This window comes from Tunturiibacter gelidiferens (genome assembly GCF_014201335.1).
GTDB classification, from domain to species: domain Bacteria; phylum Acidobacteriota; class Terriglobia; order Terriglobales; family Acidobacteriaceae; genus Edaphobacter; species Edaphobacter lichenicola_E.
This window is the reverse complement of the sequence record NZ_JACHEB010000015.1, coordinates 77,821-98,058: the sequence shown is the minus strand read 5'-3', so window position 1 is coordinate 98,058 and position 20,238 is coordinate 77,821. Positions and strand designations below refer to the sequence as shown.

At 57.2% G+C, this 20,238-nt stretch carries 21 protein-coding genes and 1 tRNA gene; 13 read left to right on the top strand and 9 right to left on the bottom strand.

Features of this window, described 5'->3' with window-relative positions:
- Positions 1 to 158: 158 nt before the first annotated feature.
- The 3 genes from HDF14_RS24180 to HDF14_RS24170 form a co-directional block, all read right to left on the bottom strand.
- Positions 159 to 233: transfer RNA gene (locus HDF14_RS24180), tRNA-Asn, on the bottom strand.
- A gap of 328 nt (positions 234 to 561) precedes the next feature.
- Positions 562 to 1,323, bottom strand: a complete 762-nt coding sequence (locus HDF14_RS24175; RefSeq protein ID WP_183981324.1) for a CAP domain-containing protein — start codon at positions 1,321 to 1,323, stop codon at positions 562 to 564.
- A 439-nt stretch (positions 1,324 to 1,762) separates the two neighbouring features.
- On the bottom strand, positions 1,763 to 2,533 hold the full coding sequence (locus HDF14_RS24170; protein ID WP_183981323.1) for a WecB/TagA/CpsF family glycosyltransferase: 771 nt from the start codon (positions 2,531 to 2,533) through the stop codon (positions 1,763 to 1,765).
- 174 nt (positions 2,534 to 2,707) lie between these two features.
- On the opposite strand from HDF14_RS24170, the gene HDF14_RS24165 reads away from it, so the two are divergent.
- Positions 2,708 to 3,448, top strand: a complete 741-nt coding sequence (locus HDF14_RS24165; RefSeq protein ID WP_183981322.1) for a DUF305 domain-containing protein — start codon at positions 2,708 to 2,710, stop codon at positions 3,446 to 3,448.
- Positions 3,445 to 5,460: an LVIVD repeat-containing protein gene (locus tag HDF14_RS24160; RefSeq protein ID WP_183981321.1), complete on the top strand. Its 2,016-nt coding sequence runs from the start codon at positions 3,445 to 3,447 to the stop codon at positions 5,458 to 5,460. The genes HDF14_RS24165 and HDF14_RS24160 overlap by 4 nt, the downstream gene beginning before the upstream one ends.
- A gap of 136 nt (positions 5,461 to 5,596) precedes the next feature.
- On the opposite strand, the gene HDF14_RS24155 is transcribed toward HDF14_RS24160, so the two are convergent.
- The 3 genes from HDF14_RS24155 to HDF14_RS24145 all read right to left on the bottom strand — a co-directional run bounded on the left by HDF14_RS24155 (position 5,597) and on the right by HDF14_RS24145 (position 9,277).
- Positions 5,597 to 6,409: a family 1 encapsulin nanocompartment shell protein gene (locus HDF14_RS24155; protein WP_183981320.1), complete on the bottom strand. Its 813-nt coding sequence runs from the start codon at positions 6,407 to 6,409 to the stop codon at positions 5,597 to 5,599.
- Positions 6,402 to 7,484: a Dyp-type peroxidase gene (locus HDF14_RS24150; RefSeq protein WP_260698551.1), complete on the bottom strand. Its 1,083-nt coding sequence runs from the start codon at positions 7,482 to 7,484 to the stop codon at positions 6,402 to 6,404. Before HDF14_RS24150 ends, HDF14_RS24155 begins: the two co-directional genes overlap by 8 nt.
- Positions 7,485 to 7,555: 71 nt before the next feature.
- Entirely contained in the window at positions 7,556 to 9,277 is a 1,722-nt protein-coding gene (locus HDF14_RS24145) for a tetratricopeptide repeat protein (RefSeq protein ID WP_183981319.1), read from the bottom strand.
- Positions 9,278 to 9,513: 236 nt separating this feature from the next.
- On the opposite strand from HDF14_RS24145, the gene HDF14_RS24140 reads away from it, so the two are divergent.
- Genes HDF14_RS24140 through HDF14_RS24125 form a run of 4 tightly spaced genes read left to right on the top strand, consistent with a single transcriptional unit; the run spans position 9,514 to position 10,951 of the window.
- A complete protein-coding gene (locus HDF14_RS24140) occupies positions 9,514 to 9,849 on the top strand; it encodes an ArsR/SmtB family transcription factor (RefSeq protein WP_260698550.1) in 336 nt (111 codons plus the stop codon).
- Entirely contained in the window at positions 9,846 to 10,262 is a 417-nt protein-coding gene (locus HDF14_RS24135) for an SRPBCC family protein (protein ID WP_183981318.1), read from the top strand. Before HDF14_RS24140 ends, HDF14_RS24135 begins: the two co-directional genes overlap by 4 nt.
- A gap of 29 nt (positions 10,263 to 10,291) precedes the next feature.
- The gene (locus HDF14_RS24130) at positions 10,292 to 10,492 is read left to right on the top strand and encodes a hypothetical protein (protein WP_183981317.1); all 201 of its coding nucleotides are present in this window, start codon (positions 10,292 to 10,294) and stop codon (positions 10,490 to 10,492) included.
- 39 nt (positions 10,493 to 10,531) lie between these two features.
- Positions 10,532 to 10,951 carry a DUF1801 domain-containing protein gene (locus HDF14_RS24125; RefSeq protein WP_183981316.1) on the top strand — a complete coding sequence of 140 codons (420 nt, stop codon included), beginning with the start codon at positions 10,532 to 10,534 and terminating at the stop codon, positions 10,949 to 10,951.
- Positions 10,952 to 11,422: 471 nt separating this feature from the next.
- Here the strand turns inward: HDF14_RS24125 and HDF14_RS24120 are convergent, their stop codons facing one another.
- Positions 11,423 to 12,427, bottom strand: a complete 1,005-nt coding sequence (locus HDF14_RS24120) for an NAD-dependent epimerase/dehydratase family protein (RefSeq protein WP_183981315.1) — start codon at positions 12,425 to 12,427, stop codon at positions 11,423 to 11,425.
- Between the two features lie 366 nt (positions 12,428 to 12,793).
- Between HDF14_RS24120 and HDF14_RS24115 the strand changes: the two genes are divergently transcribed.
- Both HDF14_RS24115 and HDF14_RS24110 read left to right on the top strand, forming a co-directional pair.
- Entirely contained in the window at positions 12,794 to 13,264 is a 471-nt protein-coding gene (locus HDF14_RS24115; protein ID WP_260698549.1) for a DUF3011 domain-containing protein, read from the top strand.
- Positions 13,265 to 13,299: 35 nt separating this feature from the next.
- Entirely contained in the window at positions 13,300 to 14,187 is an 888-nt protein-coding gene (locus HDF14_RS24110; protein ID WP_183981313.1) for a transporter substrate-binding domain-containing protein, read from the top strand.
- On the opposite strand, the gene HDF14_RS24105 is transcribed toward HDF14_RS24110, so the two are convergent.
- The gene (locus HDF14_RS24105) at positions 14,188 to 16,005 is read right to left on the bottom strand and encodes a mechanosensitive ion channel family protein (protein WP_183981312.1); all 1,818 of its coding nucleotides are present in this window, start codon (positions 16,003 to 16,005) and stop codon (positions 14,188 to 14,190) included.
- 205 nt (positions 16,006 to 16,210) lie between these two features.
- On the opposite strand from HDF14_RS24105, the gene HDF14_RS24100 reads away from it, so the two are divergent.
- From HDF14_RS24100 to HDF14_RS24080, 5 genes are all read left to right on the top strand, one after another.
- Positions 16,211 to 16,546, top strand: a complete 336-nt coding sequence (locus HDF14_RS24100) for an STAS domain-containing protein (protein ID WP_183981311.1) — start codon at positions 16,211 to 16,213, stop codon at positions 16,544 to 16,546.
- A gap of 109 nt (positions 16,547 to 16,655) precedes the next feature.
- Positions 16,656 to 17,492, top strand: coding sequence for an ABC transporter permease (locus tag HDF14_RS24095; RefSeq protein ID WP_183981371.1), 837 nt, complete (start codon positions 16,656 to 16,658; stop codon positions 17,490 to 17,492).
- Between the two features lie 54 nt (positions 17,493 to 17,546).
- Positions 17,547 to 18,026 carry a hypothetical protein gene (locus HDF14_RS24090; protein ID WP_183981310.1) on the top strand — a complete coding sequence of 160 codons (480 nt, stop codon included), beginning with the start codon at positions 17,547 to 17,549 and terminating at the stop codon, positions 18,024 to 18,026.
- A 26-nt stretch (positions 18,027 to 18,052) separates the two neighbouring features.
- Positions 18,053 to 18,511, top strand: coding sequence for a metallophosphoesterase family protein (locus HDF14_RS24085; RefSeq protein WP_183981309.1), 459 nt, complete (start codon positions 18,053 to 18,055; stop codon positions 18,509 to 18,511).
- A gap of 102 nt (positions 18,512 to 18,613) precedes the next feature.
- Positions 18,614 to 19,066, top strand: coding sequence for a hypothetical protein (locus tag HDF14_RS24080; protein ID WP_183981308.1), 453 nt, complete (start codon positions 18,614 to 18,616; stop codon positions 19,064 to 19,066).
- An 82-nt stretch (positions 19,067 to 19,148) separates the two neighbouring features.
- Here HDF14_RS24080 and HDF14_RS24075 read toward each other — a convergent pair whose 3' ends face one another.
- Entirely contained in the window at positions 19,149 to 20,234 is a 1,086-nt protein-coding gene (locus HDF14_RS24075; protein WP_183981307.1) for an aldo/keto reductase, read from the bottom strand.
- Positions 20,235 to 20,238: the final 4 nt, after the last annotated feature.

The window sequence follows — 20,238 nt, the reverse complement described above, 5'->3', positions numbered from 1 at the left end:
AATTCCCAAAATAATCACATCGCGCTTCGACGATTGCTCATCCTTGCGCGCGATTAGTCACTTTTTTTATTTCTGGTACCCACAAATTCCCCCACAATCGGTCTTTTTGAGAGGTTTTTGGGAGGTGTTGCTGAGGGTCTAACTTGTTGATAATAATATGGCTCCTGAGGTAGGACTCGAACCTACAACCCTTCGGTTAACAGCCGAATGCTCTGCCATTGAGCTACTCAGGAACGTCTTTTTGGACCCGCGGGGAGACTCACGCGCTTGTTTAGTTATAACAAATCGGAATAGAGGGGTCAAAGGCTACCGTCATGGCTACGTGCAAATAGTCACCATGGGTGCAAAGAACGCTTTTTATCAGATTGACGAATGCCTGTATCTCCGAACTGCTTTCAACTATGAAGTCAAAACGATGACAATGTGAGAGCTGTGGGCAGCATCTCGAGGCGCCATTGTCCGGATAGACCGGGCATAGATGCTTTCAGAGCCCTGGCAAGGACCAGATCGCATGGCAGCTTCCGGGAATGGCTAAGGCTGGCGCATCTGCTGCTGTTTAGACTAGGGGTAGAGGAGGACGGCGATGTTATAGGCCGTGAAGGGGCTGTTCCGTGTTGTCGAGCAGGCTCCGACTACGGCCTGGTGATATTTGCCTGACGCCAGTTTGCTTTTGAGTTGGTCGGGAATTTGATTCAAGCTTCCTGCGGTGTATCGCATGATGTACCAGGGTTGGCGAGAACCCGCGTAGCCAGAGGACATTGTGCATGTTCGACGGGCCTCTTCTGTAGTGGCGGCGACGCGCATTCCCGATTGCGCGATAACGCCGGCAACCGTGCGCTCCTGCTGGTTGAGTGAGAGCGTTTGAACTGTGCTGGCGAAGTCCTCGACTGCGTAGAGTTGGTGATCGCGGGTCACTATAGCGATTCCAATCGAATCTACGTTGGGATCGAGCAGGTTGGCACGGTGGCCGGGCGAGCGCATCCAGAGATTGTGGATGATGACGGAGGTGGGGGCTTCGGCTACGTTTTCTGTGATGAGGCTGAAGTGTGCGCCAACATTGGATCCGCGTTCCGCGAGCGCGGGTTCTCCATTGAATTGATGGGAGATTTCGGCGTGGGCGGCCATCTCGCGAGCGTGGACGGCGGAGGCTTCTGCGAGGACGGGGTCGAAGCGAAGTGGCTGAAGTCCTTGATTGACGCGGTCTTCGTTCGCGGCGGCGAGAAGGTATTGCTCGGCTACTGTGAGATTTCCTGAAGATTCGAGGCCCTGGCCCGGAAGCACGCGCGTGGCCGAAAGCAGCAAGACGGCGAACGCTATGGACAAGAGATGCGATTTCGGCAATGAAATCATTGACTTGACACACGCTGCAAAGGAGGCCGGCATGAAGCTCATTCTAGGTATGGGGTACCGGGGTGGGTAATACAACTTTCTGGTGAGCATGAGAGTTTTCCCTGGTTTGCCTATCGGTTCTGACGCCGGGAAGGTGAGAAGACGATGCTTGAAGTTGCAAACTTTGGTACTAAAAAAATCGACAGGGAGAAACCTCACTTTTACAGGGGGTTTTTACTTATTTTGACTGTTTTGTGGTGGTGAGATCGTGGTGAAGTTGTGGTGGATTGCGTGGTGAACGTGGTGTTTTGGATGTCGTTTTTTGAGCGTCGAAAAACATGCCATGTTTTTCAAGTTTATTTTCGGTTCGCGAGCCAGAGGTGTCCGTTTTTGGGACAGGTATCTGATTAGTCAGAAGTTAGCGAGGGTTTGGCTAAGATCTCAGGTCAGATCTCAGTTCGGGGAGACGGCTGCGGTTGCGGAGCATGATCGCGAGGAGTTTGCGGGCGTCCCAGTAGCGAGGGATGTAGCGCTTCGGTTCGGCGAGAGAACGGAAGAGCCAGCCAAGGTAGAACTTGTCGGCCCAGACGGGAATGTGAACCTGATCGCCTGAGAGGAAGGCGATGGCGGCGCCGATGCAGTGGATGGCGGGGCGATAGGCAAGATTGCGTTTGAGGTAGAGGCCGAGACGCTCCTGGGTTCCACCGCCGATGGTGACGATGACGTGCCGGGGGCGAAGTCGGTTGAGGCGTTCGACCAGAACAGGGTCTTCGATGGGCGCGTTGCCGTACATGGGAGCCATGTAGATGTTGTCTTCTGGGATGACGATTCCCTGCCCTGCGAGCCAATCGAGATTGCGCTTCGTACTGACTGGGCTGGCCATGACCCAGAGCGTGTTGCCAGGTTGGCGAACGTCTGGCTCGAGGAGCAGATCGCGGAGGTACTCGAGGCCGGAGAGGCGCTTGATAGGGATCGGCTGCAGACGATTCCAGATGAGGACCATGAAGGCAGAGTCGGTGATGGCGAGGTCCGCGTTGAGCAGAGCGTCTCGGTAATCGGGGCTGCGGTCGAGGTCCTTGAGGGCCGGGGCCGCGGGGACTACGAGGAGACCGCCTTTGGCGCGCATGATGTCGATGGCTTCTTTTGCAGAGCCGTCGAAGAAGTCGATGCCAAGGATGCGGTGAGTGGCCGGAGTTGTCGACATGAAGGGATCTATTCGTCTCTATCTTATTCGACACGCGAAAGATGAAGAGTCGCCAATTCTCGTGGCGTCACCTTATTACCACCCACACGCGGACAAAGGAGGCGCATCTATGCCCCGATCAGGTGCGCACGAGCCACATGATCAGGGGCCACATGATACCGTGGGAGAACAAAAATGCTCGATGGATTGGGAAAACCTGGGTTCGGTTCGGTCGGTCGTGGCGGCAAGTCACGAACCAAGGTGACGACGGCGGTACGGTTCTGCGGATGGTTCTCGGCTGTGTTGCTTTGCAGCTTGCCGGCCTGTGCGATTTATGGTCAGCAACCTCAATCGAACACGGCTCCGGTGGTGGTGCAGCCAGGCGCACCAGGAACACCGAGCAAACGGCTGCCGCCTTCTACAACGGGGACGGCCCCGCAACGGTCGCAGGCAGATGTCGAGTTCATGCAGGGCATGATCATGCATCATGGGCAGGCGGTCGTGATGACGGATCTGATTCCATCGCACACGGAGAACGCGGAGATTCGCTCTTTGGGAGCGCGGATCGGCCTTTCTCAGGCGGATGAGATGAAGTTTATGAAGCGCTGGCTTAGGGCGCGTGGGGAGCCCGTGACCATGTCCATGCCGGGGATGCCGGATATGGATATGAACGGTAGTCCGATGGCGGCCATGCCGGGGATGCTGACGCCGAAGCAGATGGATGAGCTGCGACAGGCTAAAGGCGCGGAGTTCGACAGGCTGTTTCTGGCGGGAATGATTCAGCATCACAACGGAGCGCTGGTGATGGTGAAGCAGTTGTTCGATACGCCCGGTGCGGGGCAGGATGCGGAGTTATTCGACTTTGCTACCGACGCTGACAACACGCAGAGGGCCGAGATTGCAATTATGCAGGGCATGTTGAAGGAGAAACGATGAATCGTACGCAGTCTTTTGCTTTTCGTTTGGCTGGAGTGGCCTTTGGCACGGCTTTGGTGTTTTCCGGTTGGGGAGCTTTGCTGGCGCAGGCTCCGGCTGCTCCCGCTGCTCCGGCCGCGAAGGCGGCTGAGGAAGACGAAAATCCGTTTGTGCCGCAACCGGCTGTTCCGCTCCCGCCGGGTATGACGGGATCTACGACGAGCGATCCGCGCGTGGGGCTGAAGGCAGGCCTTTACGACGCCGGCGAGACTGCAATGGGGATGGAGCACCTCGCATTCGTGAAGAAGCCTGAGGCGTTTCAGCTGTCGACCACGAATCCAGATGATCCTGCGGTTCAGAAGAGTCTGGATCTGATAGGCGTGGGTAATCGGAATAAGATTCCGAAGCCAATGCAGCTGGTGATTGCGCAGCTCGCTTTTGCAAACTCAGACTTCGCGTTTCAGGGAACGCATCTGTTCCAGGGCAACTTCTATGGCGTGAACTTCTACGACATCTCGAACCCGGCGAAGGTGTCACTGATTACCTCGCTGGTGTGTCCGGGTGGGCAGGGCGATGTATCGGTGTACGGGAATTTGCTGTTTATGTCGGTGGAGATGCCGAACGGACGGCTGGATTGCGGAGTGCAGGGCTTTCCGCCGCTGCCTCCACCGGAGCCGGGGCATGAAAAGGACCACAGAATTCCAACGGCGAGTCCGGATCGCTTTCGCGGTGTGAGGATTTTTGATATTTCGGATATCAAGAATCCGAAGCAGGTAGCAGCGGTGCAGACCTGCCGTGGGTCGCACACACATACGCTGGTGTTGGACCCGAGCGATAAGGACAACGTCTACATTTATGTTTCGGGGACGTCGTTTGTGCGGCAGTCAGAAGAGCTGGCGGGCTGCTCAGGCGAGGAGAAGCCGGACAAGGATCCGAATACATCGCTGTTTCGAATCGATGTGATCAAGGTGCCGATTGCTGCGCCGCAGCAGGCCAAGGTGGTTTCGAGTCCGCGAGTGTTTATCGATCCGCGTACGGGCGCTCTGAATGGCCTGAACAATGGTGGAAGCCACGATAAGAAGGCAGAGAAGCCAGCGGATACCAACCAGTGCCATGACATCACGGTGTATTCGGCTTTGGGGCTTGCGGCTGGGGCGTGCTCGGGCAATGGCATACTGCTTGATATTAAGGACCCTGTGCACCCGAAGCGCGTGGATGCGGTGAACGATCCAAACTACTCGTATTGGCACTCGGCGTCTTTCTCGAACGATGGAACGAAGGTTGTGTTCACCGACGAGTGGGGTGGAGGTTTGCAGCCACGCTGCCGTCCGACGGATCCCAACAAGTGGGGAGCGGACGCGATCTTCAATTTGAAGGACGACAAGCTGTCGTTTGCGAGCTACTACAAGATGCCGGCTGCTCAGACGGAGACGGAAAACTGCGTGGCTCACAATGGCTCATTGATACCAGTGCCCGGGCGTGATATCGAGGTGCAGGCCTGGTACCAAGGCGGTATTTCCGTGATGGACTTTACGGATCCGGCCCATGCGTACGAGATTGCCTACTTCGATCGCGGGCCTGTCGATGCGAAGGCGCTAGTTTTGGGCGGCGATTGGTCTGCGTATTGGTACAACGGCTACATCTACGGGTCGGAGATTGCGCGCGGCCTGGACGTGTTCAAGCTGATCCCGAGCAAGTTTCTGACTCAGAATGAAATTGATGCGGCGAGGCTTGTTCAGGTCAATGAGCTGAACGTACAGAATCAGCAGAAGATTACCTGGCCATCTCAGCTGACGGTCGCGCGAGCCTATCTCGATCAGTTAGGACGTTCGCAGGCGCTGTCTGCGGATCGGATTGCTGATTTGAATAAAGCAATCGCGCGGGCGCAGAAGTCACACCTTGCCAAGAAGGATTTAGCAAAACTTCATGGCATGGCGGCGTCTGTTGAAACGAGCGCGTCCGACGCAAAGGATGCGAGGGATGCTCAACGGCTGCATGAGTTGGCTCACATCCTGGAGGGTCCGACAGCGTAGCTTGGGAGATGGTCTGGCGCACTCGCCAAGTGTCCGAAAGTCGCTTCTCGGACACTTGGCGGATGAGTACTAGTAAACGCGCGTTGCTTCCGCTATGCCTATTTCCGATTGCTCCTGCACGTGGCCGTATCTGCGGCTAAGAAGATTTCTGTGACGGCGACAGCGCGACCGAAGCTTCGCTGGTGAGCACCCGGAAGACGAAAGTCTCCTGAAGATACAGTTGGACGGCGGAATCGGTGTGGCTGAGATAGCCGATCGAAACGTCCTGTCCGAGGTTCAGCTCAAAGTCGCCGCCTCGGGTCGTCAGAACATATGCGCCTTCAATTGCAGGGGCCCAGATCAGGTTGCCGTCCACGATACGCTTCACATGCTCGAGCACGGGATATCCGTGATCGCGGGTTTCGGCGAGCGCTGTGTATTCCTCGGCCCCCAGCACAACCGAGTAGGGCCCGTTGACGCCCATCAACCGCAGTTGGCTCAGCGCATGCGCCACTGCATCCGGATAATCCCGCACATCTGAGGGTAGGGTATCGATGGGGTTGCTGGTGCCTTCGCGGATGCCCTGGATATCCGCTTCATGATATCCGTTGAAGATAGCGCGATCTTCCGCGAAAGCTAGTTTCTTCGCAGCGTCCTTCGCAGGCTGCCAGTCAGAGTCATCGGAGCCACGGTCCACATCGTCGATCGTCTGACGTGACAGCTCGAATGGAACCCGCAGCTCCACTAAAGGCTTCACCTCACGCTGTCTTGCGAGGATGCCTTCCGCAGGAGCGGAGATGTTCTTCAGGTGCCCGGTCCCGACTCCAGGAAAAGCGATTCCTCCCGGCGATGGAACATCCACAACGCGTCGTCCGGCCAGATACCGCTTAAGTGTTCTCGTCGTCTCTTCCTCAATCTCCGCCCATGCCGCGTCAGAGATAGGTGCCAGTTCTCGATGGAGGTTATTCATCTTTCTCTCCCTTTAGTGATCCTATTTTGAGTGATGTATCGTGCACGGCACCGGGTGACGGTGGAGACGAAGGCGGTTCGGCGGACGGCGCTTTTGCATCTTCCGGCGCGTCGGGCGTGACGTTGTCGAGAAATGTTGCAGATGGCACAAAGAACAGGCTGCCGGTCACGGGGCGGCTGAAGTCGAGCAGCCGGTCGTAGTTTCCAGGCGGCCGGCCCACGAACATGTTTTCCAGCATGGTCTCGGTGATGCGCGGCGTGCGGCTGTAGCCGATAAAATACGTTCCGAATTCGCCGTGGCCGGGACGCCCGAAGGGCATGTTGTCTCTCAGGATCTGAAGCTGACGTCCGTTCTCCTCGATGTTGGTGAGAGCGTTGTGTGCGTATGTGGGCTTTTCCGCGTCGCTCAGTTCTATGTCCGAGAGCTTGCGGCGGCCGATGATGCGTTCCTGCATCTCGACCGGGAGCGAATTCCACGCCTTCAAGTCGTGGAGGTACTTCTGCACGATGACGTAGCTGCCGCCTGCAAAGGCCGGGTCTTCACTGCCAACGACCGCCGTGTCGCGCGCCGCATCACCCCGTGGATTCTCCGTTCCGTCGACGAAGCCGATCACATCGCGGTCATCGAAATAGCGGAAGCCGTGCACCTCGTCGGCCACGGAAACGATGTCTCCGATGCTGTCCATGATCTGCGTCGCCAGCTCGAAGCAGAGATCCGGGCGTTTGGCGCGAATGTGGAAGAAGATGTCCCCCGGCGTGGAGACGGCATCGCGTCCCCCGGAGCAAATCCTACGAAACGGGTGAAGCTCGGCGGGGCGAGGCGCTCCGAAGAGGTTGTCCCATGCATCTGACCCGAATCCGGCGACGCAGGTAAGGCCCGCCTCTACGTCTCGAAACTCCACCGCGCGAATCAGCCCGGAGAGACCAGCGCAAAAGTCGCGCAGGCGCGCGTAAGCATCTTCGTCCTGGGGGATACACAGCACCAGAAAGATCGCCGACCGTGTAAGCGGACCGACCACAGTCTGCGGAAGAACGATCTCGTTGAGCTCGCCAGGGGTGTCCATTGTTTTCTTCAATCCCGATCTGCTTTGGTTTCATCTGAGTATCGCATTTTTTCAGAACTCAGAGCACGTGGCCACGGTGGGAGTTAGTGCGTTTGTTCGAGGAGCTTGATGTTTGCGAGTGTGTCTTCATCGTTCGGCTTCAGCTCGAGAACTCTCTTGTAGAGCGCGAGCGCCTGATCATGTTGGCCTGACTGCTGATAGAGCACAGCAAGGTTGAAATAAGGAATTGGGTCTTTGGTTTTTTGATCGACAGCAACCGCGAATTGCTTCGCGGCATCGTTCGATCGATTCTCCTTCATGTAGAGGACACCGAGATTCACATGAGCTGCACTGTTGGAGGGGTCGAGCTGCAGAACTCGCTGGTAGTTGGTCTCGGCCTCACTCGTCTCGCCGACACTCTGATCCGCCGTGCCGCTGTTCAGGAGTGTGGGTATGTCGTCGGGAGCCTGCGCTAGCGCCTGCTTGTAGGCTGCCTGGGCCTCACCGAACGATCCGAGTTGAAGGTATACATCGCCCAGGCTTGCGTACGCGTGGGGATAGTTGCTGTCGAGTTGAATGGTGCGCTGGTATTCGTCGAGCGCTGCATGAAGATCGCCCTTCACCTTCTGCGAGTAGGCGAGGTTGTAGTGAAGGGATGGGCTTTGCGGCGTCGCCTGCAAGGAGTGCGCGAATAGCTGTACTGGGTCGGCCCAATCTGCAACCCTCGTGGTGGTTCTATAGAGATTCCACACGGCCCATAACGCGATGATGCCCGCCAGCACTTTGCGCAGGCGAGGCTGGTTAGGAATGGAGCAGACGGCAATGATAGCTACAACGATTCCGACGGAGGCGAGATAGGCAAAACGCTCCGCGAGCCCCTGGTAATTCGTGAACACGACGAATGGCGCGATGCAGATAAGGAACCACGTGAGACCGCCGAGAAGGGCGGGATGATTCCGACGCTGGAACGCCGCGTAACCGAACGCAAGAACAAAGCAGACGATTGCGGCAAGCAACCATGGGTGCGACTGTCCTAGGGAGAAGAAGGTAGAGCGCTCCACACTCATGTGCAGTGGAAGGATTGTGAGGGTCAGATACTTCGAAAGCGCGAGGCCGGCCCACTTGAAGGATGCGATTCCGGAGAAGGACTTTACCTTGACGCTGAAGCGCACGGCTTCGATGGCGAAGGCGGCGAGGCCGAGCGTAGCCAGGGTTATGGAGAGATTCTTCGACCGCTGTTCTTCGATAAGAAGTAGAAGCAGTAGCAGAAGAGGAAGGATCAAGATGCCGAGTTCGTGTGAGAGTCCGGCGCAGAAGGCGGCGAAAAAGCATGCCAGCCTCCAGGTCCATCCGCCATGGCGAATACTGTTGAGCGCAGAGAGAAGACAAACCAGCACGAAGAGGGTGCATAGAGCGTACGACCGTCCGCTGATCCATGCCACCACTTCGGTGTTGATGGGCAAGGAGAGCCACAACAGGCACACAGCCGCAGCGGGAACGAGAGGCATCTTGAGCCTTCTGAGGAGAGCGAAGGCGAGATTGCTATTTATGAGGTGGAGAGCGATGTTGGTTGCGTGATAGCCGCCTGCGTCGAGACCCCAGAGGGCGCGGTCGATGAAGAGGGAGAACCAGAAGAGCGGCCGATAGGTAGACCCGGCATAGCCGAGGAAGGAGGTTGTGAGCTCAACCGGGTGCAGGAGAAAACGTTGTACGAAGGAGCCCCAGGTGGAGAGGTTTGGATTGTTAACGATCTGCTCGAGATCGTCGTAGACGAATGGGGAGGTGAAGCTTCGCCAGTAGAGGACCAGGATGAGGGCCCCTGACAATAGCAGGAAGGTTCTTTGGGAGTGATGTTGAAGCCAGTTGGCCGAGGAAGATTTCGGGCGTCGACTTTTTACTGACGACTTCCTCCCCACTGTTCCACTCCTCTCTGCAAGGATAAATCAGAGAACACTTCGGATGAGCGTAGAGGAAATGAGTTTTAAAGAGGAACGCGTCAGGGTCGTAGTTTTGTGCTGGACGATGCAGGATTTTCCATTGACAAATTCATAACCATTCGGTTATGGTTTGTGCCATGCCGAGCGCCGCAGACAATCTGTTCAGGGTTCTCGCCGATCCGACCCGCCGGGCCATCTTCGAGCGGCTGACCCGCGAGGGCGACCAGACCGTTCATGCTTTGACCGAGCGGGCAGGTGTGTCGCAGCCGATGGTTTCGAAGCATCTGTCCGCCTTGAAGCGTGCGAGGCTGGTTCGCAATCGCCGCAAGGGGCGCGAGACCCATTACCACGCCAGGCCGGAAGCTCTCGCACCGCTGGTGGATTGGATGAGGGACTACGGCCGCTTCTGGAACGACCGGTTTGACCGGCTCGAAGACTTACTAAAAAGGATGGACCCATGACTACAACTACTCGCACACTTGTGATCGAAAGAGAGATGCCATACCCGCCGGAAAAGATCTGGCGCGCTTTGACAGAAGGCCCGTTGATTAAGGAGTGGCTGATGGATAACGACTTCCAACCTGTCGTGGGCCATGGGTTTAGTTTCCGCTCCACGCCCGTGCCCAATTGGAATGGCGTAATCGATTCTGAAGTCCTGGTGGTCGAGCCTAACAAGAAGCTCTCGTATAGCTGGGGCACTATGGGGCTGGAGAGCGTCGTCGTTTGGACATTGGTCCCGACAAGTGGCGGAACACTGTTGCGCATGGAGCAGTCTGGCTTCGGCTCCGATCAAGATGCCGCGTATAAGGGCGCGACCTACGGGTGGAATAAGTTCATCGGCAACATGGAGCGAGTTGTCGCCGGGTTCCAGTAACGTCGCATCGAAAAGGAGGCGTGGACATCATGAACCAACGTTTGATTTTTCGCTGGATTCACATCATCGTCAGCATTCCGATCTACGGATATATCTACAGTCCGTTTGAAAAGCTGCCGCAGTACGCCCACCCTACTCGGTTTGTCTTCTTTCCTCTCATGGTCCTTACGGGATTGTTGATGTGGAAAGGCCATCTGCTTCGGCGACTTATTCCGAACCGATCGGCCTAGCAAGGTGCAGAGACCGGGACACGAAGGATCGGAGGAAATATGAAGCCAACAAGTGGTACGAGTGGCGGGGACGCTTCGGCGAACATCACCAAGCGGATTGAAGAACTTGGGGACTGGCGCGGAGAGACCCTCGCGCAACTCCGTCAGCTCATTCGCGATGCCGATCCCGACATCGTGGAGGAGTGGAAGTGGATGGGGACACCCGTGTGGTCTCACGACGGCATCGTCTGCACAGGGGAGTCGTACAAGCAGGTGGTGAAGCTCACGTTCGCTCGCGGAGCCTCCATCGAAGATCCGAAGAAGCTATTCAATTCCAGCCTGGAAGGAAACGCGCGGCGTGCGATTGACGTCCGCGAGGGAGAGAAGATCAACGAGGCTGCCTTCAAGAAACTCATCCGCGCCGCAGTGGCGGAGAACTCCGCGGTACTCGCTGAACGGGCAGCCAAGAAGAAGAAGTAAGGGCTGGCTCTCCTTATTCGACACTCGAAAGATCGATCGGCGGACCTATGGCGCATTCACTAAGGACGCTTACGTCATCTTCATCGGTGGCGATGAAGATGACGTCGCTCAATCGAATCTTTAGTGATTACAACGATAGCGGCGATGATTCCAACCAATGGAAAAATAACCAGCAAGAATACATAGAAGATCATTGGCCATCTCCAACATTATATCGTAATACGATATAATGTGCTTCAGCATATCACAGGAAGAGAACGATTCGACAGAGGCATCCTGGTGTTTTTCAACTCTTCGACCGGCCTGGCGGTGATCGAGGGGCGAAGAGTGTCTTCAGCCGGATACGGGATTTAGCTTTTCGGGGAACACAAATCGACGTTAGAAGAGACCACTAACCCTGCTTTTAAAGTAAAACCGGACCCTCGAGAATAGTTACATGCTCTCGGGTCCGGTTTTGTTTGCTAGGACTAACTATCGTGTGGCGGCTGCGAGCGGTTTGCTGGACAGGATCTCGTCTTCGATCCAGGCGTAGGTTTTGGCGAGGCCGTCGCGGAGCCTGATGGACGGTGCCCAGTTGAGTTTTTGCTGGATGAGAGTGTTGTCGCTGTTACGGCCGTTGACGCCCTTGGGGGCGCTGAGGTTGTAGTTGCGCTTAAGCTTGATGCCGGCGATGTCTTCGGCGATGTCGACGAGTTGGTTGATGGTGACGAGCTCGTCGGAGCCGAGGTTCAGGGGTTCGTGAATCTCGCTCTCGGCGATCATCTGCGTGCCCTTGGTGCAGTCGTCGATGTACATGAAGGAGCGGGTCTGTTTGCCGTCGCCCCAGATTTCGATCTCGTGCTTGCCGGAGTGCTTGGCCTCGATGACCTTGCGGCAGACGGCTGCGGGAGCTTTTTCGCGGCCACCGGTCCAGGTGCCTAGCGGGCCGTAGACGTTGTGGTAGCGGGCGACGCGGGCCTGAAGGCCGTAATCCTCTTCGAAGTGGCGACACATGCGCTCGGAGAAGAGCTTCTCCCAGCCGTAGCCGTCTTCGGGAAGTGCGGGGTAGGCGTCCTCTTCTTTGAGGGCGACGACGTCGGGATTAGTCTGCTTTTCGCCGTTGTAGACGCAGGCCGAGGAGGAGTAGAAGAAGCGCTCGACACCCTTTTCGCGGGCGGCCATGAGCATGTGCGTGTTGGTGAGAACAGAGAGCATGCAGAGGGCTTTGTTGTTTTCGATGAAGCCCATGCCACCCATGTCGGCGGCGAGCTGGAATACGACTTCTGCGCCTGTGGCTGCAGTGAGGCAGCTGTCCTTGTCTTTGAGGTCGAGGGAGAGACTTTCGACGTCCTTGGATACTTGATACCACTCGTCGAGGGGTTTGATATCGACGGCGCGGATGACATCGACGCCATTGGCGAGGAGGCTTTGAACGAGGTGGCCGCCGATGAATCCACCGGCACCGCAGACGACTGCTTTCTGTCCTTTGAGCTTCATAGGGGAAGAGACTCCTTGGGGTCTTAAGTTAGAAGCTGTTGAAGTGGTTCAGGTTATCCAACGGGTGCTCGAGCATGACGTTTCTCGCTTTGCTTCCAAGTGCCTAGTATAGCTGGGAGGGGTTATGGGGTGCTATGAGAAATAAATCCTAACGGGAGGGATTGACTTTTGGCGTTTTCATCTGGCGATGAATCTCCTGATCGCAAAAGAGATACAAAAAATGGCACAAATCTGATGTCGCATCGTCTCGCATTTGACATGATGCCTACGCACTCCTCGGAGGAACGCCTGATGGGGCTCTCTCGTGTTGTTGCTACTGTCTTAATTTTCACTACTTCAATTTTCACTATGGCTCAAACAGGAGGATTGACCTGCTCGAGCGATGATGGGGGTTGCAGATACTGTCGCGCCGATACGCAGAACTACGTTCAACTAACGCGTCAGATTTCGGGTTCGCGATGTCAGCAGGGATATAGCTGGGGGTACGATCCACGCGGCATCTGGGTGGATCGGGGGTGCAGGGCGCAGTTTGTCTATGGACGCGGACGCAGCGACAGCGGCAGCAATACGAGCGCCGCGATTGCTGGTGGGATTCTCGGCGCGTTGATTCTTGGGGCGGCGGTGGCTGCGTCGAAATCCGATAACGATGATGGTGGCGACCACGAGCGGGTGAACTACTACAACGATGGATACCGGATGGGACGGCAAGATGCCGATGAAGGCAGACGCGACTACTACCAGTGGTGGAGCGAACGCTATTCGACGAAGTACGAGAGGGACTTTGCCGCGGGGTATGCCGACGGCTACCACAACTATGGACGCAGGCCGCCGCGATAGACACGTTTTGAACAACCTGAGGAGGAGTTCGCGAGATGAAGAATGCTACAGTTTCCGCGTCGATGCAACGGGTTGCTGGTTTGGTTGCGCTGCTGGTGTGCGCGATGGTGGCCGTGTCGCAGGAGACGCCCGCGGTGCCGGCTCCGCCGGTTCTACCGAATACCTCGAAGGAGATTGTGGTGCCGGATCGCAGTACTGTGGATCTGTTGGCCGAGATCAAGAAGACCGGCAAGCTGCGAGTGGGTGTGGCAGAGATTGTTCCGTGGACAATGCATGATAAAGACGGAAAGCTGGTGGGGTTCGAGATCGATGTGGCGAGGAAACTGGCACGCGACATGGGCGTCGAAGTCGAGTTTCATCCTGATGAGTTTCGCTACTTGATTCCGGATCTTGAGGCGAATCGTTTTGACATTATTATTGCGGGCTTTTCGATTGAGGCACGCCGGGCCCTCGTAGTGAACTTCAGCGAACCGTACAACGTGACCGATGTGACGATTGCGACGAGCAAAAAGATGGGCGGCGAGTTGAAGACGATGGAGGACTTCAACAAAAAGGGAGTGACGATTGGCGTGGTGGAAGGAATGACGTCGGAGGATCTGGCGGCGCTCGAGTTTCCGAAGGCTTCGATCCAGACCTACACGGAGGACAGTGCACTGTTCACCGATCTGGTTGCTGGGAAACTCGCGGCGGCCGTTGCAGACAGCCCGCGGTTAGAGATTCTTGGAAAGCTCTATCCCGATGCAGTTGCTGTGCCCGCTGTGGCTCCGCTGGGAACGTTTCCAGCGGCGTTTGCGGTGCGACGCGGAGACATGGATTTCGTCAATTATTTGAACTCGTGGATCGCAGCCCGCAAAGCTGACAAGTGGATCAGCACGCGGCGGAAGTATTGGTTCAAGACGACGGACTGGGCGGCTAATCTGTGATCAAACCTTCGTCAGCTCTCGTTGATCGATGGTATTAGGTTTCGGCGCTGTGTCTACCGGTGTGTGCAGTAGATCGATGACGGACTGATAGAGACGGTTGCGCATGCCGAAGCGGTCGCCGGCGCGGATGACGTAGCGGACGACGATGTCGACGCCGGAGGCTGCGGGGCGCATGTCGACTGATGGCGTGGCCTTGAACTGACTGAGGCCGTTGTGGCGCGTGGTGGTTTGCCACTCCTGCTCAGCGAGCTTGGCGTCTCGTTCGGTTTGCTCCATGACCGTATTGTGAATCGCTTCGATGGTCTTGTAGGAGTCGAGGCTGGGTGGGATGTTGACTGTGATCTCGTCCCACATCCACTGGCCGGTAGTGGAGAAGTTGAAGTACTGGCCAGAGATGGCGAAGTTGTTGATGAAGGTGACGCGACGACCGGTGGGGTGGCCCTTGTCGGTCCAGTTGCCGGTTTCGAGCAGAGCGGTGCGGAAGAGACCGATCTCGACGACCTCGCCACCGACACCGTTGATCTCAACCCAGTCGCCGACGCGGATGCCGTTTTTGCCCATGAGAATGAACCAGCCGAAGAAGGCGAGGATGAAGTCCTGGAAGACGACCGTGAGGCCGGCAGCGCCAAGTCCGAGGATGGTAGGAACCTGACTGGGCGCGCCAAAGACGACTAAGAGGACCAGCATGAGCGTGACGAACTGGACGCCAAGAATGATGATGGTGCGGAGTGTGTGGAGTCGGCGCTGCTCCATGTGCACGCCGTCGAGGAACTTGCCACACAGTGTGGTGAGTAGGACGCCACAGAGGATAAGAAACGCAATGAGCGAGAACGATTGCAGTGCGAGGTGGGCGACGATCGCGTGCTGGACTCGGACCTGTGCAAGCCATTTGCCGTAGGTGGTAGAGAGCTGCTGCTGAGTCTGGAGCTGATCCTCGACGATGCTGTGCATCTGCGAGAGGGCGTGAGCCTTGTTCAGGCGTGCGACGCGGGCTTTTACTGTGTCCGTGGGTGCATTGGCGCCGGATGCGTTGATGTTTGCCGCGGCGGCGGCGACTCTCCTTTCGAAGTCGGCGTGCTTCGCGGAGAGGGTAGCGACGTCGGAATCCGTTTCAGCTTTGGCCTGTTCAATGAGGGCCATGCGGCTGCGCTGGTCGAACCAGGAGGAGATGCGGCCGTAGAGGGTGCCGTAGCGGCGAGCGGAGAGGACCCCAATCTGGCCGCCGGTGTTGGACTGGGAGGCATCGTACTTCTTCATCGCGGCCTGGCGGGCGGTGAGCTCCTGCTGGATCTGGCCGCGTTTGTCGCCGCTGGCGCGGGAGAGTAGATCAGTTGCGTCGCCAAGTTCATCGCTGTCGAGTTGGAGTTGGGCCTTGGCGGCGTCAAGATCGTCGGAGCTTGCTGTCGTTCCGTTGGGCTGCTTGAGTGAGGTTGTCAGGGCGTCAACTTTTCCCTGGTCTTCCTTGACCAGGGCCTGAAGCTGGGTGACTCTTTGTTGAACAGCGAGGGCGTCGCCGGTGAGGGTGCGGGTCTGGAAGGTCGCTTCGCGAAGGGCGAGGGCGAAGGCCTGGTCGACTTCATGGTCAGCGAGGCGGGCGGCCTCGTGGGCGAAGGATTGCTCCTCGGCGGAGACCGCAAGGGGAACGAGCGACTCGATGGTCTGCCAGGGGCGCTGGTCGACGAGGCTATTGCCGTGACCACCATTGGCTTTGAGAAATGGCATGTGGGCCATGGCACCTCGTGTCCACCAGGCTGCCGCGAGGCAGATGACAAGGAGAACTGTGGGGATTGCAATGGCGAGACGGCGGAGTTCCTTCATTCTTCAACCCTATATGCTTCGTAAATTAGCTCAAAACCCCATTCGGGTCACTGTCTAGGTTTGATTCAGTACGCGGCACATCTGTTGTCGCTGCGTGAGTTACCTCGGATGAGCGTTTTCAGGAGTTTAGGCGTAACCGGAAATTAATAAAGGCACGATTCGCTTAGGAGTACATTTCTCGATAGCTCAAAATTCAGGAGATTGCGTGACCGAGACACCGGAAGTTGCCTTTAATTGCACTGTGGAGAACTCGACTGAGAATGGCGTGAAGGTGACGACCGTTCGGTGCCATGGCCGCTTGATCAACCAGACGGCTGGCCAGGTAAAAGACATCGTGAAGCCGCTAATACCGCAGGGCGGAATCATCGTGATCGACCTGAACGATGTGACTTTTCTGGACAGTCTGGGACTGGGCACGCTGGTGGGACTGAAGGTCTCGGCCATCAACGAAGGCTACTGCCAGCTGAGGCTGGAGAACCTGACTCCGCGCCTGCAGGAACTTTTGAGACTTACGAATCTCACGAAGCTGTTCTCATCTTAGGTCAAGGGTTCGCGACAAAAATCCGCTTCCATTCCCCCGCCAACGAGCATGTAGGATTTAGGGCGTGGGTACTTCTGTTGCAAACGCCGGTGTTGCTCCGGGACCATCGATGGTGGAGATTGCGAAGCGACAGCCACTGGCGGCCGTGGGCGTCGCGCTGCTCGTCTTGTTTGCGATGTGCGCAGTGTTTGCTCCGTGGCTGGCACCGCAGGATCCTGCGCAATTGGATCTGACGGGCCGGCTGATGGGGCCTTCGTGGGCGCATTGGTTCGGCACGGATGAGTTGGGACGGGACATTCTTTCGCGAACTTTGTTTGGCGCGAGGATCTCGCTGGTGGTGGCGGTGAGCGTGGTGGGGCTTTCGCTGGCAGTAGGGCTGGTCGCGGGTGGGCTGGCCGGGTTTTACGGCGGGTGGACGGACACAGTCGTGAATATCTATGTAACGAATGCGTTTCTTGCGCTGCCGGGAATTCTGCTGGCGATTGCGTTCGTTGCGTTTATGGGGCCCGGCCTGGGGAATGTGATTCTTGCGCTGGCGATCTCGGGCTGGGTCGGGTACGCGCGGCTGGTGCGGGCGCAGGTGATGGCGGTGAAGGAGCGGGAGTTTGTTGAGGCGGCGCGGGCTCTGGGGGCTACCGATCTTCGCATCATGACGCGGCACATTTTGCCGAATATTCTGCAGCCGCTGATCGTGCAGGCGGCGATTGGGATGGCGGGAGCGGTGCTGGCTGAGGCTACGTTGAGCTTTCTCGGGTTGGGCGTTCCGCCGCCTGCGGCTAGTTGGGGATCGATGCTGAACGATGCGCGGTCGCATCTCTTTGACTCGCCGCATCTGGTTTTTTTCCCGGCGATGGCGGTAATGCTTTGCGTGCTCTCTTTCAACTTTATCGGGGATGCACTGCGGGATTATCTCGATCCGCGAACGAGGCTTGGGGCTGGGCTGTAAACGTGGCGATGGGTTATCAGATATGCTTGGCCTTGGAACTGAGAGGCAATAAAGATGCGCAAGAGTATCGTTTCACCTTCGACTACAACGGCAACTCCTATCAGCGATCTGTGGCGTGATTTGGAGCGGATTGCCCGCGTGGAGATCAGCTCCGAGGACGAGGGGTTTCCGATTGAGAATGCGCTGGGCAAGAAGGTGACGGAGGGATGGCGAGCTGCAACGACGGGGCCGCAGTTGATCCGGTTGCACTTCGATGAGCCGCAGACGATCAAACGAATTCATCTGCAGTTTGTGGATAAGACGTCAGAGCGATCGCAGGAGTTCGCGGTCTTCGCGGGAGCGGGATCTGAATTGAAGGAAGTGGTGAGGCAGCAGTGGGCTTTTTCGCCGAACGGTTCGACCGAGGAGATTGAAGACTATCCGGTTGATCTGAAGGGCGTGACGACGTTCGAGTTGCGTATCGATCCGGATAGAAGTCACGATCCGCAGTTGAGCCAGTCGTATGCTTCGCTGCAGAGTTTGAAGCTGGCGTAACGGGCTATCTTGATGGCGGTGATTCGATGTTGATCGGAGTGATCTCCGACACGCATGGGTTGATGCGGCCGGAGGCTTTGACCGCACTGCGTGGAGTGGAACATATTCTGCATGCGGGCGATGTTGGGGATATTGCGATTCTCGACGCGCTGCGCGAGATCGCTCCGCTGACGGCGATTCGTGGGAATGTGGATTCGTCGGGCGCTTGTGCGGAGTTGCCTGCTACCGATGTGGTGGAGTTAGGTGGGTCGCTGTTTTATCTGGTGCACTCGGTGCATGATCTGGATATCAATCCCAAGGCGGCTGGCGTGGCGATGGTGGTGAGCGGCCACTCGCATAAAGCTTCGGTGACCGTGAAAGATGGGGTAGTTTACTTCAATCCTGGGAGCGCAGGGCCGCGAAGATTTTCTTTGCCGATCACGGTGGGGTTTGTGACGGTGGAGGATGGGGTTGAGGCTAGTGTGAAGGAGTTGGTGGTTGGGTAGTGGTGGTCCCGGTATCCGAATTTACCTATAACCCGTTTTTCGTGTGCTGACCGAAGAGCGCTTTTACGATAGAAAAGAATCGGAGCCAGATCGTGAGGAAACATGCAACGTGAGTCCTTCGCTGCATTCGTTGCACGGACCCTAGAAGAAGTAATCGTGCTGGCTGAAGAAACCACGCACAAGAGACTTCCACGCAGATTCGCGTTTCAATGGCTAGGCAAAGCGCACCCTCGGATCACAGAAGACATTGTCGAGTACATCGTCCAGCGGGTTTACAAAGACTCCGAGAACATCTATCCCTGTGTCGATATTGGGGTCGGAGATCTCCTCGAAGACGGGTCTCTCCTGATCGTGGGCAACGTGGCGGGGTATGCGCCCTGCAGCTTCCGTCGGAATTGGACTGGACGCGAGGGACCATTCGTCTACATTGTCGGGAATCCATTCATGGCAAGAATGGCGGGACAGACACCGGCATGGACTCCTGAGAGCGGCGTTTTCGGCTACTTAACTCCCAAAGTGAGCACAACCCCGTATCCCGACGTCGATGCGCCGTGAACCCCTTCAAAGTCGGGTTATCGGCAACTTCTAGTTGTGTGATCTATCAGGAGCACACTGCGATCAGTTTTGCGGCGCAGTATTAGCCTTTGCTGCGGTCGGTGAAGCGGAAGAAGAGGGATTGTTCGGCTACTGGCGCGGCTAGTTCGTTGAGGGCGGCCATCTGGGAGTTTGAGAGAGGCGTGAAGTTTCTTGCGATATGCACGTTTTCTTCGAGCTGAGCAATGTTGTCGCAGCCGATGATGACGGTGCTGACGGGCTGCGTGAGAGTGAAGTTCATCGCGTCCTTCATAGTCATGACGCCGGGGCGATGCGCGATGGCGGAGCCTTCCCATGAGTGGCGCTGGGCGTCGAGCGATGGCGGAGTCCACGAGGCGAGGAGACGACCGCGTGAGGGGACCTTCATGCCGATGATGCCCATCTGCTTTTCGACGACGAGCGGGAGGAGCTTGTCGGTGAAGCTGTGAATGTGGGTGTCGGCGGCGTTCATCGCCATCAGAATGGTGTCGAAGTTGTAGCGATTGACCGCGTCGATGAGGGCTTCAGGGCGGTAGTGGCCGGTGACGCCGAGGTAGCGGACGACCTTCTGATCGTGCATCTCGATGAGAGCTTCCATCGCGCCGCCCTTGGCGAAGATGGCGTCGACATCCTCTGGGAGACCGACATCGTGGAGCTGCCAGAGATCGACGTGATCAGTGTTGAGCAGCTGGAGCGATTTCTCGATCATTCGGAGGGAGCCGTCGCGGGTGCGCTCTTTGGTTTTGGTGGCGAGGAAGGCTTCATTGCGGCGAGTCTTCATGACGCGGCCGACGTACTGCTCGCTCCACCGCTCTGGTCCACCGTAGATGGAGGAGGTGTCGATGTAGTTGACGCCGAGGTCGAGTGCGCGCTCGATGATGGGGACGGCGACGTCGAAGTTCGCGGGCTTCTCCAGAGAAGCCTGGCCGCCAAGCGAGAAAATGCCGACTTTGTAGCCGGTCTTGCCGAGGTTGCGCGTAGGCATAGCGGCAACCGTCTTTGTGTTGTCGGGGAGCGGCGGGAGCGTGCGCGGTGTTTCAGCTGCAATTGCGCCTTTGGTCAAGAGAGCTGCGGCGGCGACGCCTCCAGTCTTCAGGAAGGTACGGCGATCGGAGGTGGAGGGCGTTGTGGGCAGATTCTTTGGCTTCATTCGA

Excerpts from the sequence above, each read along its gene's own strand:
- HDF14_RS24170 (WP_183981323.1), bottom strand. The coding sequence starts at position 2,533 with ATGTCGACAACTCCGGCCACTCACCGCATCCTTGGCATCGACTTCTTC.
- HDF14_RS24165 (WP_183981322.1), top strand. The coding sequence starts at position 2,708 with ATGCTCGATGGATTGGGAAAACCTGGGTTCGGTTCGGTCGGTCGTGGC.
- HDF14_RS24160 (WP_183981321.1), top strand. The coding sequence starts at position 3,445 with ATGAATCGTACGCAGTCTTTTGCTTTTCGTTTGGCTGGAGTGGCCTTT.
- HDF14_RS24155 (WP_183981320.1), bottom strand. The coding sequence starts at position 6,409 with ATGAATAACCTCCATCGAGAACTGGCACCTATCTCTGACGCGGCATGG.
- HDF14_RS24140 (WP_260698550.1), top strand. The coding sequence starts at position 9,514 with ATGGTTTGTGCCATGCCGAGCGCCGCAGACAATCTGTTCAGGGTTCTC.
- HDF14_RS24135 (WP_183981318.1), top strand. The coding sequence starts at position 9,846 with ATGACTACAACTACTCGCACACTTGTGATCGAAAGAGAGATGCCATAC.
- HDF14_RS24130 (WP_183981317.1), top strand. The coding sequence starts at position 10,292 with ATGAACCAACGTTTGATTTTTCGCTGGATTCACATCATCGTCAGCATT.
- HDF14_RS24125 (WP_183981316.1), top strand. The coding sequence starts at position 10,532 with ATGAAGCCAACAAGTGGTACGAGTGGCGGGGACGCTTCGGCGAACATC.
- HDF14_RS24120 (WP_183981315.1), bottom strand. The coding sequence starts at position 12,427 with ATGAAGCTCAAAGGACAGAAAGCAGTCGTCTGCGGTGCCGGTGGATTC.
- HDF14_RS24110 (WP_183981313.1), top strand. The coding sequence starts at position 13,300 with ATGAAGAATGCTACAGTTTCCGCGTCGATGCAACGGGTTGCTGGTTTG.
- HDF14_RS24105 (WP_183981312.1), bottom strand. The coding sequence starts at position 16,005 with ATGAAGGAACTCCGCCGTCTCGCCATTGCAATCCCCACAGTTCTCCTT.
- HDF14_RS24095 (WP_183981371.1), top strand. The coding sequence starts at position 16,656 with ATGGTGGAGATTGCGAAGCGACAGCCACTGGCGGCCGTGGGCGTCGCG.
- HDF14_RS24090 (WP_183981310.1), top strand. The coding sequence starts at position 17,547 with ATGCGCAAGAGTATCGTTTCACCTTCGACTACAACGGCAACTCCTATC.
- HDF14_RS24085 (WP_183981309.1), top strand. The coding sequence starts at position 18,053 with ATGTTGATCGGAGTGATCTCCGACACGCATGGGTTGATGCGGCCGGAG.
- HDF14_RS24080 (WP_183981308.1), top strand. The coding sequence starts at position 18,614 with ATGCAACGTGAGTCCTTCGCTGCATTCGTTGCACGGACCCTAGAAGAA.
- HDF14_RS24075 (WP_183981307.1), bottom strand. The coding sequence starts at position 20,234 with ATGAAGCCAAAGAATCTGCCCACAACGCCCTCCACCTCCGATCGCCGT.